Here is a 15,187-nt window from a genome sequence, read left to right on the forward strand (position 1 = left end):
CCGCCGTAGGAAGGCACTTCTCCCGGTTCAGGGTTAGCAATGTCCCACCAGCGACCCGTTCGGGGCACTCGCCAGGCTCCTACCTGCGTCAGCTTGGGAAGACTCTTGATTTCGATTCGCCAGCCCTGGTCGTCGGTTAAATGCCAGTGAAAGACATTGAACTTGTAACGGGCCATCTGATCAATGTATCGCTTCACAAAAGCTTTATCAAAGAAATGGCGGCTCACGTCCAGCATAAGCCCCCGCCAGCCAAACCGGGGTTGATCCCGGATGTGTAAAGCCGGAACAGGGTAGGACGAAGCGGTGTACGAAACGGGCAGTAATTGACGCAGGGTTTGTAAGCCGTAAAAAAGCCCCGCCATTTGTGTAGCCTTCAGCGTAAGGCTTTTAGGGCTGATGTGAAGGTCGTACCCTTCACGACCCAAGGTCAGCTTCGGGGTAATCTCAAATAAAACGGTTGCTCCTGCGGGAGAAGAGGCTGATTTCAGGAAAGGGAGTTGCTCCTGAATCAACGCTCGTACTTCGGGGTTACTGGCGTAAAATCGTGTCTGAGTACTCAGCGTAAAAGTACCCGAACCCATCTCAAGGCTCTCAGGTACAGGAATCAGAGCGGGCGTCTGCCCTTTTCCGAGCCCAGGGAAAAACAATAAGCAAAAAAAGAGAAAGCGAAAGTACATAGGTTTAGAGTTAAGAGCCTGCAAAGCCCGGTTAAGCAGGCCACTGGGTTTCAATGCCCTGGGAGCGAACGGTCTTTTGAAATTCTTCAAGCAATGAAGATTTTTCGTACACCGTCCTGGGTATCACCTGTTTTTGACGGGCAAAGGCTACCAGCATACCTACGGCTTCGCCAATGCTCCATTCCACGGGATGCAGTCGGTAACAGCCATTGGTAATGTGAGTGGTGCCAATGTTTTTATTGGCGGGCAGGAGGTTACGAACCCGCTGCGGAATCAAGGCTCCGAGCGGAATCTGAAAGGGCAGCGAGCCAAAATCAATGTAGTTATTCTGGGCCGTGCTGGGATGCAGGTCGATGTGATAATATCCTACGCCTACACTGTCTTTAAAGGGGGCGGCCAGCGTTTCTTTTTTACCCGTAACCTGGGCTCTCTGTTCGGCTCCCACGTGTTCTTCCCGAATGGTAAAGGCTGCTTTAATCCGTCGGGATTCGCGGATGTACGGATATTTGGCAAGTCCATCTTCCGTGCCCATAATATCCTCCCGGAGCCGGAGTCCCGCCCAGCCCGCTCCGCCGTCGGGGCGAGGAGCTTCGGTTTGCAACCAATACAACAGGGAAAGGCTTAACTGTTTGGCCCGATTGACGTGGTGCGTAAAATCTTTTTCACTGGCACCAATCAGGTTACCCAGGGTGTAATCATTCTGGGGCCAGTTGACGAGGGTAATGTCTCCGGGAAAAAATCCGGCTTTAAAATTAGCCTTGTTAATGATCCTCCGGTAATTCCACAAGTTCAGTTTATCGCCCGTAGCAATCCCTTCTGGATGGAAGCCTAAAGCTTTGGGGACCAGCGTTTTCGGATTGGAGTACGATAGATCGAGCAATTTCCCCGACCAGGCTGGCGTAAATTTAGGCGTGTAATTGGACCAGAAACTGTACTCTTTGGGTTTGTCAATGACAAAATTGGATCCGGGAATGTAATCCAAAGCCATGCACATGGTGAAGGCCTGAACGTTATTGGGTTCGGCTTTTTCGGGGGCGTGTAACTCATTGGTTTCTTTTCTGGATTCCGCTCCGGTAACGAATTCCGTTCGGGTCAGAGGTAATAAATCACCCAGTTCAGTGGCATCCACAAAATAAGGAGCCGTAAGAACTACCGTGGTACCTGTGGGGCGGTGGGTGGCTTTCAGAGCTTTTACTTCATCGCCCTTCACGTCCGCTGCCGTTACCTTATAATTCAAAAGAATGCGTAATTGTCGGGAACTGAGGTAAGGGTTTAGCATCTGCTCCAAAACGGCCAGAGCTACCTTAGGTTCATGGCAAATTTTAGAAACGGTTCCATCGCCTGGATTAAAATACGTGCGGGATTTAGCGGCCTCCGTTAATGGATAAAACTGTTGATAATAGCGACGCACGGAGGTTCTGAATTCGCGGTACAGGCGAGTTGCTCCGTGCGTTTCAATCCAGTCGTGTTCATCGGGAGGAACGCCCTGTTGGGTTACCTGTCCGCCAATCCAGTCGGTTTCTTCGGTGAGAATAACCGTCTGCTGATTTCGTAAAGCCGCTAAAGCTGCGGCACAGCCACCCAGGCCTCCTCCGGCAATGACAACATCGGCGGTGTATTCCTGACCGCTGGCCTTTGAAAAAGAAGCGGCTTGCCCCGACAGGGGAAAGGCCAGAGCGGAGGAAGCCATTAAGCCCCCACTGCCCAGGGACAAACGCTCGATAAAATGACGACGATTCATACGTAATTATAAAAAAGAAGCTTCCCCCAGCTAAATCTTATCTGGGGGAAGGAAAATTTACCAATTAGGATTCTGCGTAAGCTTCGGATTAATATCTCGTTCGGTCTGAGGAACGGGTAATAGTTCCAATCGGGGATACCAGTATCGTTGTTCCCGCATGAACCGTTGGGATTCGCTGTTGTTATACACGGGAATGTTATTCAGATCATGAGCCGCGGAGCTGGTGAACGTAGGAGGAGCGGCAAGGGTGGTTGCCGTTTTAGGAACGCCCACAATCTTCTGCGGCATGACCAGCTCTCCGATTCCGTACCGACGAATGTCAAACCAGCGGAAGCCTTCCATGGCCAGCTCCGCTACCCGTTCCCGACGAATGAGCTGACGCAGTTTCGTGGGGCTGGTTCGAACGTCTGCTTCTACTACGGGCTGTTTGGCTCGCTGCCGGACTTGATTGATCGCATTGATTACGGAATCATCCACCTGATTTAACTCGATTTTAGCTTCAGCGTACATCAGAAGAATTTCAGCGTATCGCATCAGAATAAAGCCTACCCGCGAAGTAAAGGCATTTTCTTCGGTTAAGGTATACTTGGCGTGCAGCAAACCTACTCCACTTTTGCCAGGACCAAAGGCATTATCAAAATCGGCATTGGTGCGGGTAATCCAGCTACCGTCCGTATTTCGAAACGAGGTGGTATTCTGATAAATGGTGTAAACCAGCGTCTGCAAATTCATGCGGATGGTATCACCGGGCAAGGCTACCGTATACTTTAAGCGAAGGTCGCGGTTACGGCTGGGTTTGCTGGGGTCATAAACCGTAGATTCATCAATCCGTTTGCCATCTTTGGCTTCAAACATATCGACGAGTCTTTGTTGGGGGAATCGTCCCGATTGCCCGCCCGCTGACCGGGAGATACTGCCCAGCGGCAGGTACGTAATCGAATTGGCATCGGCTTCCGAGTGCAGGACATGAAACATGATTTCTTTGCCCGCATTACTGAGTTGTCCGGTTCTGGTGAATAAATCCCCAAAGTTTGGATTCAGACTCAATCCTGCTCCGTCGATGATTTGTTTGGAAGCATTCGCCGCAACCTGGTATTCTTTATTATACAAAGCGGTGCGAGCTTTCAAGCCCAGAGCAACCGCCTTACTAACTCGTCCGTAGTCCGCTGGGGCCCAGGCCAGAACGCTACTTGCTGCGTCGAGTTCATCGTAAATAAATTTGATGATCTCGGCTTTTGACGTTCGGGTTTGTGTGTAAAATTCTTCTGGCGATAAAGGTTTCGTGAGTAAGGGAGCATCGCCAAACATGAAAGCCAGGTAAAAGTAAGCATAGGCCCGTAAGACCCGGGCTTCGGCCTGCAAGCGGTTATACGTAGCTGCCGGAACATTCCCTTTCCCTTTTTCCATGCCTTCAATCATCGTGTTCGCTCGTTGAATGGTCGCATAGGCAAAGGTCCAGATGTTTTGGGCGTGAGCGTTGTACACATCAATATTGCCTTCGCCTAAATCAAGTCCACGCAGCAGGGCTAAGTCCGTCCAACCATCCATCATGGACTGATAGGGTGTGTTTCCCGTATTCCAGTAGGCCGAACGGTATAGGGCTGTTAAGGCCCCGTTCATTTCGTTCTGGTTATTGAAAAACTCACCCGTAGCCGGGGCATCCAAGGGGGCTTGGGATAGGTAATCTTTGCAACCCGAAAACAGGGTCATCGATACGCAAAGGCTTAGTATAGAGAGGAATCTGTATTTCATGAGGGTTAAAAATTAAGATTTAAACCGACGGTGTAGGTACGCATGATGGGGTAAAACTCACCACCCGTATCCCGTTGTTCAGGATCGAAACCGGGGAAGAAGTTAGTCCAGGTAATCAGGTTCTGGCCGCTGAGGTAAATACGAGCCGATTTGATTCGAGCCTTATTGGTAAAGCCCGTAGGCAGGGTATAGCCTACCACCATATTTTTGAGACGTAAGTAAGCCGCCGAACGTACCCAGAAAGAGGAGGTTACGTAGTTGTTGGGCATACTGTTAACGGTCAGACGCGGATAGGCAGCATTGGTGTTGTCAGACGACCAGGAATCTTTCTGATACTCAAACATGGTCCCCTGGAAGTTGGAGGAAAAGAACGGGCGGGCCGCCGTTCCCGACAGGTAATTGTCCTTTTTTCCTACACCCTGAAGGAAAACGGTAAAGTCAAATCCTTTATACTGGCCGGAGAGGTTGAGACTGTATTCGTAGCGTGGGAAGTAGTTACCCAGGATGGTGCGATCATACCCATCGATTTTTCCATCTGGCTTTCCATCTGGGCCGCTGATGTCCCGGTAGCGAATATCACCGGGAGCGGTGTTGCCGTAATGGAAAGGGGCATTTTTTACTTCTTCTGCCGTCTGGAAAAACCCATCCGCCAGATAGCCGTAATACGAATCCAGAGCGGAGCCTTCCTGCTGAATGGTAGCTCCGTTGATGATAGGTTTGCCGCCATTGCGTAACAGCGTATTTTTTACATCCGAAGCATTCAATTGAACCTGGTAACTAAAAGCTCCGACTTTATCACGCCAGCCTAGTCCCAACTCCCAGCCTTTGTTTCGCATGGAACCGGAGTTCACAAACGGAGCGGTCAGGCCCACATACGAAGGAATGGGGACCAACTGAAGCATATCGACAATATCCCGCTGGAAGAAATCAGCCGTCAGGTTAAGTCGGTTTTTGAGCAGACTCATGTCAAGACCTAGATCCAGAATCCGGGAGGTTTCCCAGCGAATTCCTGCATTAGCCGCGTTCGTAAGAGCATAACCGGGCACGACGACATTACCGAAGTAGTAGTTATAAGCCGTTCCCGAATTAAATAAAGCGTAGGTCGGGTAATAGTCTGCTGCCCCGCCACGAATCAGATTTTGGTTACCCAGAGATCCGTACGAAGCCCGGATTTTGGCTTCACTAATAGTAGAGCGAAGGCTTTCCCAGAAGGATTCCTGAGAAATCCGCCAGCCGCCAGAGACGGAAGGGAAGAGCTTCCACCAGTTGTTTTCCCGGAAACGGGAAGAGGCATCCCAGCGGCCATTGACTTCCAGCAGGTAACGTTCGTCGTAGGTATAATTCAGTCGGGCGTAAGCCGACACCATGGAAAAGCGGCTTTCGCCCCCGTTCAGCGTCTGTCCTAACTGATCGCCACTACTTAGGTAAGGACGGTCGGGCGAGAGTAAATTCTGACGGAAGGTATTAATAAAGCTCGTTTTGAAATCTTCCGTGCTGAAGCCCGCCAAACCCGTAAAGGCGTGTTTACCCAGGGCTTTGGTGTACGTGGCCTGGGCCCGGAACAGATTTTGGTTATTCTGGGAAATGTTATCGGAGAGCGAGTTAAGAGCGGGCCACGAACGTTGATAAATCATGGTATTATTAGCCACGTCCGCTGAATAGATGTCGTACTGATCGACGAAATTGCGAGCCCGATTGGTGTAATAGTTCGAGCTGTAGGTGGCTAGTAATTCCAGCCCTTCGATAGGGGTATAGGTAAGGGTTCCTTTGATGATGCGGGAATCCGTTAGGCTACGGTCAAAACCACCGTCCTGGGCCTTGGCGGCAGGGTTGGAGTTAGCCCAGCCTTCGCCCCACTGGCCGGTATCGAAACGGCCTGGGGTAATGGCGGGAAGCCCAATCATCTCACGAATCAGGTACTGAGGGGAAGATTGTCCCGGCCAGAGTCGGTTGGAATTATTTAATACCAGATCCACCGAGGCATTCAGCTTTTTGGTGATACTGATATCCGTGTTAAAGCGAAGGTCCAGGCGTTTGTAATTGGTGTTCGCCGTGAGTCCGTTTTGATTTAAAAAACTGCCCGAAGCAAAGGTTTTAATGCGATCACCACCCACGGAGAGGGTGAGGCTGTGGTTTTGCATCAGCCCAGAATTGGTCAGCACCAGTTTTTGCCAGTCGGTGTTGAAAATGGTTTTATTATCCGGGCCTGTGTTCTGGTAAGCCGCAATTTGCTGGGTAAAAGTGGCGGGAAGTCCGCTGTTAGCCTGGGCTACATCCCAGTACATCATGTGTTCCAGAGCACTTACTTTCTTCGGTAAATCCGTAGGACTTTGCTTCAAAGCGTAGCTATTATAGCTGATGTTAACCCCTTTGGCTCCGCGTTTGGTCGTGACCAAGACCACCCCATTGGCGGCTCGGGAACCGTAAACGGCGGCAGCGGCGGCATCCTTTAAAATGGAAATGCTGGCGATGTTATTCGGATCAATGGCATCCAGACTCATCTCCACGTTGTCCACCAGAATCAAAGGACTCTGACCCGCATTGATAGAGCCTACGCCCCGAATGCGAATGGTGCCAGCATCCCCGCCGGGTACGCCCGACTGCTGGGTAATGGTTACGCCGGGAGCGGCTCCCTGTAGGGCCAGGGAAGTAGAACCTACCTGACGATTGGTGAGGGTTTTGGGGTCAATAATGGCCACCGATCCGGTCAGATTGACCTTTTTCTGAGTGCCATAGCCCACCACGACTACCTCATTTAATTTCTTGGATTCTTCACTAAGCACCGCGTTATACTCCCCGGCTCCGTTGAAAGGAACTTCCTGCGTAGTGGTGCCGAGGTAAGAAAAGACCAGTATACCCGAAGAGCTACCGGGTCTGAGCGTATAGCGTCCATCGGTGTCCGTGGTGGTACCTGTAGTAGTGTTTTTAACAACTACCGTTACTCCGGGTAGGGCCTCTCCATTATCCGCCGTTACCCTGCCTCTTACGATCAGACTTTGTGCTGAAAGTGTACATACTTGCATCAGCACCAGAAAAAAGGCTAGCAGCCATTCCCGGTGCCGGGATTGGGTAAAATTCATCATCGCATGAAGTAAAATATGAGGTGAAACTAGGTTAATTCTTCCGCGAACAATCCAGATCAAAATCAATCAGAGCTTCGAAGGTGCGGTGCCAGGGAAGACTGAATTGCAGATGCTGGGGTCGTTGGCAGAAAGAAGCAAAAGGTTTAGAGGTAAAGTAATCCTGCTCAAGCGTTTTCAAATACCCTTGTAATCGATCCAGACAGAAGGCTTCCACCTGCTTGTTCCGGCTTTCATCCAGAATGAGTGCTCCTAACCCGGGTTTACCAAAGCGGCGGTTGGCTTCCGGGCGAATCAGCGTGTGGAAATAATAATCATCCAGAACCCGGTTGAGTAAAAACCATTGCTGGGCCGAGTATAGGGCGGTTTTGGGTTGTTTAAAACGTTGCGAAGCCAGGTAATACGTAACGCCTTGGGGTAAAGCCGTTCCCAACGTATTTCCGGCGGTATTCCAGGATGCATACCCACTCAAGGCGGGTAGTAACTGGTGTTTGATGAGTAATGCTGAAAAAACGGAATCTCCGCCCTGCACATTCCCAACGGGATCAATATCTGCTACGATAACGTGCTTTCTCGAAGCCAGCTTTTCTTTGATTTCGTTTACAAAGGAGATTGCTCGTTGAGGCTGCTGACGGGAGGTATATACGTATAACAAAATCTGAGCATCTGCTTCCTTGTCAACCTGGGTAGCTCCGGCGGATTCAATCTGATAACGCACCGAAGTCGTCAGCGGACGGTCTTCAAAAGGCATCGCCCGTTTGGAGAGGGAATCCGACGAATAATAGACTTTAATTTTAGGAGTAAAAGCAGCCTTTTGGGTCAGGAAACGAGCTAACAGCAACATAGACACCTCATCCGTACCGGGTTGTAAAGCTACTTTCGCCTGAAGGTTTTGCTGCTTGATCTGCTCCCGTAAGCGTTGCCCTTCCGCGATGTGAACACCCTGCGGTTTGGCATCATCCTGCGTGATGAGGAGGTAATCAATCATTCCTTTTTTTACCCATTCAATGGCTTTCTTATTGATGGTATGGTTGCGAAGCCGTGCCTGTTGGTAATCAGCCAGTGCCGTTGCCGGAATAACTTTCGCTAACTGAGCGGTTTCTTCCTGACGGGAAGGGTCAGGGGAAATTTCGGCCCAACGAGCTAACTGGGCCCGGTAAGCGTCATTCTTCATATCAGCCGAAGGGGCTAGTCGCATCAGTACACTCTGAGCATAGAGAGGCAGACGAGGAGCTTTTTCCCGGAGTTTGGCAATAATCTCCAGTCGCTTTACTGCCGTTTCCAGCGGCACCTGATGAACGCGTGACCCCACAAGTCCGCCATACGCTAGCATATCCAGGCAAACAATGGCCGCATCAAAGGACGAAAGATCCTGGGAAAGAATCCACTGCCCAATGGCTTCCGACTGGCCCGGTGTGGTAAACTGGCCCAGCATCGCCAGCGGTGGGGCTACGACTTCGGCCCCGGCAATTTGCCCCATTCGCTGCGTGAATTGCAAACAGGGGGGACGGTCATCCAGGGGAATTAGCAAAATCCGGTTTTTCCCTGGTTTCTGTGCCGTTACGGAAAAACTCCAGAAGATCATCAAAAACAACAAAGAGCGAATCATGCGGTATAGGTTTGCTCGGGTTTATAGCCCTTCATTCCAAAAAAAGTGATGTATGCGTAGCAAATCAGAGGTAATACAAAAGCAATCGACCAGTTGTAATGATCAATGAGATACCCCTGTCCGTAGGAGACAATGGCCCCTCCTGCAATGGCGGTGGACAGGTAACCGGAAGCCTGTGAGGTAGCCGCTCCCAGCCCTTTTACCGATAGTGAAAAAATGATGGCAAACATCACGGAGTTACATACCCCCAGGGCAATCATACTCCAGATGGCCACGTATCCATTCGTATTCAGCGAGCAGAAAATTAACGCCATGGAAGCGAAGCCCAGAGCGGTTAGCAGGCGTGCGGGAGCCACGGATTTTAAGACCACAGAGCCAATCAACCGACCGGCCAGCATTCCTCCCCAATAGAAAGCTACAAAGGTGTTGGCTTCATTTTCAGAGATTTGGAGAGTATCGGCAATGTAGTTGGTAAGAAAGGTCCCGACGGATACTTCGGCTCCTACGTAACAGAAAAGCCCTAAAACGCCGTAACGTAAATGGCGGTAGGTAAACGGCCCTCGGGCTTCTTTCGTATGAGAATGATTAGCGGTTAAAGTGGGTAATTTCAGTTTCCAGACGGCTACGGCAATCAACAGAAGCACCAGCGAAATGCCGAGATAAGGGTAATGTACAGCCTCACTTGATGCATGTTCGAGTGGGCCCAAAATGAACGCAGAACCAAAAAGAGGGGCCGTGGTTGTCCCGATGGACCCAACCCCCTGAATGAGTGTTAAACGCGAAGAGGCGGTTTTCGCGGGCCCCAAAATGGTAATGTAAGGATTCGCGGCTACCTGTAGTAAAACCATACCAATGGCAATGACAAACAAGGCCCCCAGAAACAGGTAATATTCATGCAGGAGAGCCGCTGGTAAAAACAGGGCAGCTCCCAGGGAAGCAATCATAAATCCCCTAACCATCCCTGATTTATAGCCTACTTTTTCAACGATTTTCCCGGCTGGAATGGACATGATTCCGTAGGTGAGAAAAAAGTAGAATTGGACCAGTGAGGATTGAGAGTAAGATAAATCAAATCCCTTTTTGAAAAAAGGCACCAGCGTATCGTTCAGACAGGTAATAAAACCGATCATAAAGTATAACACCGCCAGCGATACCAGAGCTGATTTATAGGAAGTTACCTGTGAATCCTCACTGGATTGCGTAAACTCAGAAACGGGGATGTTAGCCATAGTCTAATCCTGATAAAGCGGGCTTTCTTTTTTCGTGGCAATGGCCCGAAGCGTCTGGCTGCATTGATACAAACCTCGGGGTACGTGAAAACAGCCTTTCCATTTGCCACCTTTCAGCGGTAAAAGTACGTCACCCTGGCGATTCAGGTAACCAAACCACTCGGGGTATTCTGCATCTTTAAAATGAGTCCAGGTATACGCATGGATTTTTTCAAACCATTCCCAGCAACGTTCATCGTCCGTATGCAGGTACGCTTTTAAAAGACTAACCAGCGTTTCCACGTGCACCCACCAGAGCTTCTGATCCCATTCCAGTTGTTGAGGCGGATGTCCTTTGACATCCAGGAAATAGAAAATGCCCTCGTGTTCCGAATCCCAACCGTATTCGATCAGGGATAAGGTAAGGTCTTTAGCCTTGGTAATGAGTTCTTTGTCTCCCCGGCGTTCGGCTAAATCCATGATAAACCACATGGATTCCAGGCCATGCCCCGGATTAATCAAACGTCCTTCAAACGAGTCAGAAAAACGGTTATCCAACCCAATGTTCTCGAGGATCAGGTTCAGGTCAGGGCGATAAAATTCTTCCATCACCGCATGAATCCCTTTTTGAATCGTTTCTTCTACCAAAGCCGGGTCCAGCAAATGCTCCAGTTCCAGGACCAGATTGCAAAGAATCATGGGTAAGGCGAAATTCTTCAAAGGCCTGCTGCCTGGATACTGCTTCGTATAAATGCCTTTGGGGTTACCCTGTTTCGCGAGGATATTCAGGAAGGTTTCTTTGGCTACCTGGGCATATACCTCATTTCCGGTGGCTCGATGCAATTGGGCCAAACCCATCGCCGCGAAGCAGTCGGAAAAAATATTATAAGGCTGAATCAACGGAGTTCCCTCCTGAGTTAAGGAGAAATACCAGTTTCCGGCTTCATCACGCCCGTGTTTGAGTAAAAATTCGGCTCCCTGAACGGCACAATCCAGCCACTCTTTTTTAGGTTCTATCTGGTTATAGAGCATCGCGAAACACCATACCTGCCGTCCTTGTAGCCAAACGAATTTGTCGGTGTCATATACCTGGCCTTGCCGATCCAGACAGGTAAAAAAGCCTCCGTGTTGAGAATCAATGGAATGCTTCAGCCAAAAAGGGATGATGCCTTCAAGTAACTCATTCTCATAAAGAGTCTGGTAATCAAGTACCTTCATAAAATAGGTTCAGAATAATGAATCAATAGCGAAAGGGATGCTTCTCTGATAATAGAACACAGAAACTACGGCATACTTAATAATAATATTTATTAAGTATGCCGTAAATTAACAAAATGATAATTATATAATCAAAACAAAATAATAAAATATTTAAACGGGAACTTTGGCAAGGCCTTATAGATCGAGCGAAGGGATGGGATAATAATGTTCTGTTCAGTATAAAAAATGCAATAGATTGTTCTGAACGATTCTGAAGATGTGGAGCTGGACCAGATGGTCAAGTCTGATACATGGCTTTACTAATGAACTCACGGTTTGATGGGGTTTGAAGATCATAGAACCCAACATCTATGAGTAGTAAAGACGATGTTACCACCGGAAAATCAGCGTATACCTTGAAGATTGCAACATTTCCGGTAGTCTATGCACCATTTCATCCGATCCCTCGATTTTTAAATATGGTACTTTGCTAATAATAAATGTTTTTATAAGAAGCTTCTTTCGGATAAGGAAGGCATTCTTCCGAAGGCTGAGAGTGAAGTCGGGCTTCTTGTACGAATACACTTTCTAAACCGTACGTATTATGCAACAGTATTACCTATGTATTCTCGTTTTTCTGGCGAGTAGTCTGGGGCTTAAGGCTCAGCAGACGTATTATGTTTCATCCCTCGGGAACGATGTAACCAACGACGGACTAAGTCCAGCGAGTCCCTGGAAAACCATTGCCAAACTCAATGCCACTACCTTCCAGGCGGGCGATAGCATTCTCTTTCGAAGCGGAGACGTCTTTCGCGGAGAAATACTGGCGAATCAATCCGGGACAGCGGGAGCGAGTATTACGTATAGCTCTTATGGTCAGGGTGCCAAACCCGTTATTAATGGCTCGCAGGTAATTACCAACTGGAGTCTTTATCAGGGTAATATCTACGTGGCTGATTACGCCAGTTCCCTCTCATCGCTGAACAACTTTTTCATCAATGGCGTGTCTCAGCAAATAGGCCGTTACCCCAATGCCGACGCTACAAATCAGGGCTACTTGCGAATCCAGTCAGGAATTGGCAATAATGTATTAACGGATAATACGCTATCAGGCCAAGACTGGACGGGAGCTACGGCTGTGGTTCGGGTTAATTTGTTTCTGCTCAACAAGCCCGTCATTCAGTCGCACGTAGGTAACACCCTCACGTTTGCGTCACCAGCTCTTGGCAACTATAAAGTAAATGCGGGCTATGGCTATTTCATTCAAAATCACCTGTTAACCCTGGATCAGCAGGGCGAATGGTACTATGACCGAACGGCTCAGAAAATCTATCTGTATTCAAACGTAGACCCTAATCAACTACTGACGGAAGCTCCCGCTAGCAGTACCTGCTTTTTTGCCAGCGGAAAAAGTAACCTTAGTCTCCAGCAACTTACGTTCACGCAGTCCAATGAGTACGCCGTACGCGTAGACAGTGCCGCAGGAGTATTAACGAAGGGCATTCGGGTAGAAAACTGTCGTTTTGAAAATACGCATAACGGGGTCTGGGTAAACCGGGCTTCGCAGGTGGTGGTTTCCGCGAATGAATGTATAAACACCAACAACAACGCCATTTTTATTACCGCCAGCGAATACGAATGCAACCGCAACCGAATTACCCGCACGGCTTTGCGGGCGGGCATGGGCGAGCCTAATAATAACCAGTACAATGCCATCAATATGGTAGGACGAAATGCTTTGTCTGCCTGGAATTACATTGATAGCGTAGGCTTTTGCGGCATCCGGTTTGAAGGGCGTAATCTGATCGTAAAGAATAACCGCATTTCTAATTTTGCTCTGGTGAAATGTGACGTGGGGGGAATTTATACCTTCAAGGGTTTTGCCCCGGCAACGTACGGATACGGTAATAACCAGGTGATTGGTAATATCGTGAGTAAGGCCTATCCGAACCTCTTCGGAACGACATCGAAGGTAGTTAATTCCAATTATGCCACTGGCATATACATGGATGGGAACAGCTTCGGGAATCTGGTGGCGGGTAATACCGTGCATCAAGTCATGGGTGCGGCTCTGATGCTGAATGTAACCACCTCTTCGCATACTGTACGAAACAATACTTTTTACGATAATATGTACGGTTTTGGCTATTTCCCGGATACCGTATTTGTGTCAAGAAACCACCGGGTTACTGGAAACCTATTTTATGCCAAGTTGGTGAGTCAGCAGGGCGGTATCTTGCAGACGGGAAGACAGCCCTTCCTGCCGATGGTCGGTACGTTGGATAGTAATTTTTATGCCCAGCCCTTCGAGAAAGATCCTACGTTTGTGCAGACCGTCCTTACCAATTCCACGCCCCGCATATCCAGAGCCCTGACGCTGGGCCAATGGCAGGGTCTTTCCTACGATGCACACAGTCAATTTGGAACGAGTTATTATGCCCCCGTAACGATTCAGTCGGCAGGGGCCAATCGTATTACCAATGCCAATAACAGTACGTTTACCACGGGTCTCACCACGGGTGCTACGGCTTATACCCTGACACCTGCCAGCGGAACGAATGCCCCTACCTGGGATAACACCAATCAACTGGACGGAGGCTCTCTCCGACTAAACATGGACGAGGGGAATGGAACCAAATCCTCCCGGGTGGTCATCAATGTCGGGACGCTAACGTATGGCAAGTATTACCGGCTGAAGTTCTCAGCCAAAGGCAGTGTGGACACTACGGCTCTGCAAGTAGCCTTGCTGACCTCTGCTTCTTCCAATTTCGCCGTATGCAAGTTAAAAACGGTATTTCTATCCTCGTCCCGTCAGGAAGTTGAATTGTTGTTGAGTCCGAACTATACCAACGACAATACCTTCTTAAGCCTCACCCTGCACGATGCTCCCCGTAAAGCCTGGATTGATAATGTGGTATTTGCTGAGCTGGAAGTGACCGAACATTCCCCCGAAGATCAGATTCTTTTTCGGGTCAATCCAGATAGCGTAAGCCAGACCATTAATCTGGGAACGCAGACCTATAAAGACGTGCGTGGTGTAACGTATTCGGGTAATTACACGCTGGCTCCCTACGCGTCCGTCATCCTTGAAAAACAAACCAGTACTCCTTTACCTCTCAAATTACTTAACTTTTACCTAAGAGACGAAAATTGCCAGGTAAAGCTATTCTGGAATACATCCGAAGAGCGAAACGTAAGCCAATTCATCGTCGAACACAGCCGTGATGGGATTCAATTTTCAGCCGCTCACGTTCGCTAGTCCGGCGGGTAAAGTGCGGAACTACTATTCCTTGCTGGCTACTCCGCCCGCCGCAGAAATCGGGTACTATCGGCTGAAAATCATGGATCAGGATCATTCCTTTGCGTACAGCTCCATCATCTCAGGTTCGGTACATTGCCCGGAAACGGATGTGATTACCGTCTATCCGAATCCCGCCCAGCGGGTTATTCAGGTAAAGTTGAAGGAAGATCGCTCGGTACCGCTTCGGGTTAGTATTCTCAATCTCGCTGGTCAGGTAATGCTGGCTGAGCATGGGGTAATGGCCGTTGCCGGGAAGGGATTTGAATGCAATATTGAGTCCCTCACCCCCGGTGTTTACCTGCTGAAAATTCAGGAAGATTCAAAAACGTACATCCGAAAATTTGTAAAGTAAAGCATTCGTCGAAGGCCCTCCGTTCATACGGGAGGGCCTTTGGTGTGCCTTCGACCCTGTAATCTTTCTCAGAAGCGATCAGGGAACCTTCTGCCTACCAGAATACTCTGCCAACCCTTAATTCTTTCACCCGTGAAAAGAAAACCGCTAAAGTCTTTTCTGATCTTAATTCTTAGTTATGTAAGTCTTCTGGGCCTGCTACTGTATCTGCTTAAAGTATTTTTGTAATTTTTTGATTAAAAAATAAGAGTATAGCAGGATAATTCA

Annotated in this window: 9 protein-coding genes; 2 read left to right on the forward strand and 7 right to left on the reverse strand. The window is 49.0% G+C overall.

Annotation, left to right across the window (positions count from 1 at the left end; all coding sequences use genetic code 11):
* The 7 genes from QE390_RS00005 to QE390_RS00035 all read right to left on the reverse strand — a co-directional run.
* On the reverse strand, positions 1 to 677 hold a 677-nt coding region (locus QE390_RS00005), incomplete at its 3' end, for a family 20 glycosylhydrolase (protein ID WP_307140540.1).
* A 31-nt stretch (positions 678 to 708) separates the two neighbouring features.
* Positions 709 to 2,418, reverse strand: coding sequence for an FAD-dependent oxidoreductase (locus QE390_RS00010; protein WP_307140541.1), 1,710 nt, complete (start codon positions 2,416 to 2,418; stop codon positions 709 to 711).
* 57 nt (positions 2,419 to 2,475) lie between these two features.
* The gene (locus QE390_RS00015; protein ID WP_307140542.1) at positions 2,476 to 4,170 is read right to left on the reverse strand and encodes a RagB/SusD family nutrient uptake outer membrane protein; all 1,695 of its coding nucleotides are present in this window, start codon (positions 4,168 to 4,170) and stop codon (positions 2,476 to 2,478) included.
* A 5-nt stretch (positions 4,171 to 4,175) separates the two neighbouring features.
* On the reverse strand, positions 4,176 to 7,253 hold the full coding sequence (locus QE390_RS00020) for a TonB-dependent receptor (RefSeq protein WP_307140543.1): 3,078 nt from the start codon (positions 7,251 to 7,253) through the stop codon (positions 4,176 to 4,178).
* A gap of 31 nt (positions 7,254 to 7,284) precedes the next feature.
* Complete coding sequence (locus QE390_RS00025; protein ID WP_307140544.1) at positions 7,285 to 8,859, reverse strand: DUF4127 family protein; 1,575 nt, start codon at positions 8,857 to 8,859, stop codon at positions 7,285 to 7,287.
* Complete coding sequence (locus tag QE390_RS00030; protein ID WP_307140545.1) at positions 8,856 to 10,088, reverse strand: sugar MFS transporter; 1,233 nt, start codon at positions 10,086 to 10,088, stop codon at positions 8,856 to 8,858. The genes QE390_RS00025 and QE390_RS00030 overlap by 4 nt, the downstream gene beginning before the upstream one ends.
* 3 nt (positions 10,089 to 10,091) lie before the next feature.
* Positions 10,092 to 11,285: an AGE family epimerase/isomerase gene (locus QE390_RS00035; protein ID WP_307140546.1), complete on the reverse strand. Its 1,194-nt coding sequence runs from the start codon at positions 11,283 to 11,285 to the stop codon at positions 10,092 to 10,094.
* A 586-nt stretch (positions 11,286 to 11,871) separates the two neighbouring features.
* On the opposite strand from QE390_RS00035, the gene QE390_RS00040 reads away from it, so the two are divergent.
* Together QE390_RS00040 and QE390_RS00045 are read left to right on the forward strand one after the other, a co-directional pair.
* Positions 11,872 to 14,526 (forward strand): right-handed parallel beta-helix repeat-containing protein, encoded by a 2,655-nt coding sequence (locus QE390_RS00040; protein WP_307140547.1) that lies wholly within the window; start codon positions 11,872 to 11,874, stop codon positions 14,524 to 14,526.
* On the forward strand, positions 14,492 to 14,920 hold the full coding sequence (locus QE390_RS00045; RefSeq protein WP_307140548.1) for a T9SS type A sorting domain-containing protein: 429 nt from the start codon (positions 14,492 to 14,494) through the stop codon (positions 14,918 to 14,920). The genes QE390_RS00040 and QE390_RS00045 overlap by 35 nt, the downstream gene beginning before the upstream one ends.
* Positions 14,921 to 15,187: the final 267 nt, after the last annotated feature.

It is taken from the genome of Siphonobacter sp. SORGH_AS_1065, from assembly GCF_030818595.1.
Lineage (GTDB): Bacteria > Bacteroidota > Bacteroidia > Cytophagales > Spirosomataceae > Siphonobacter.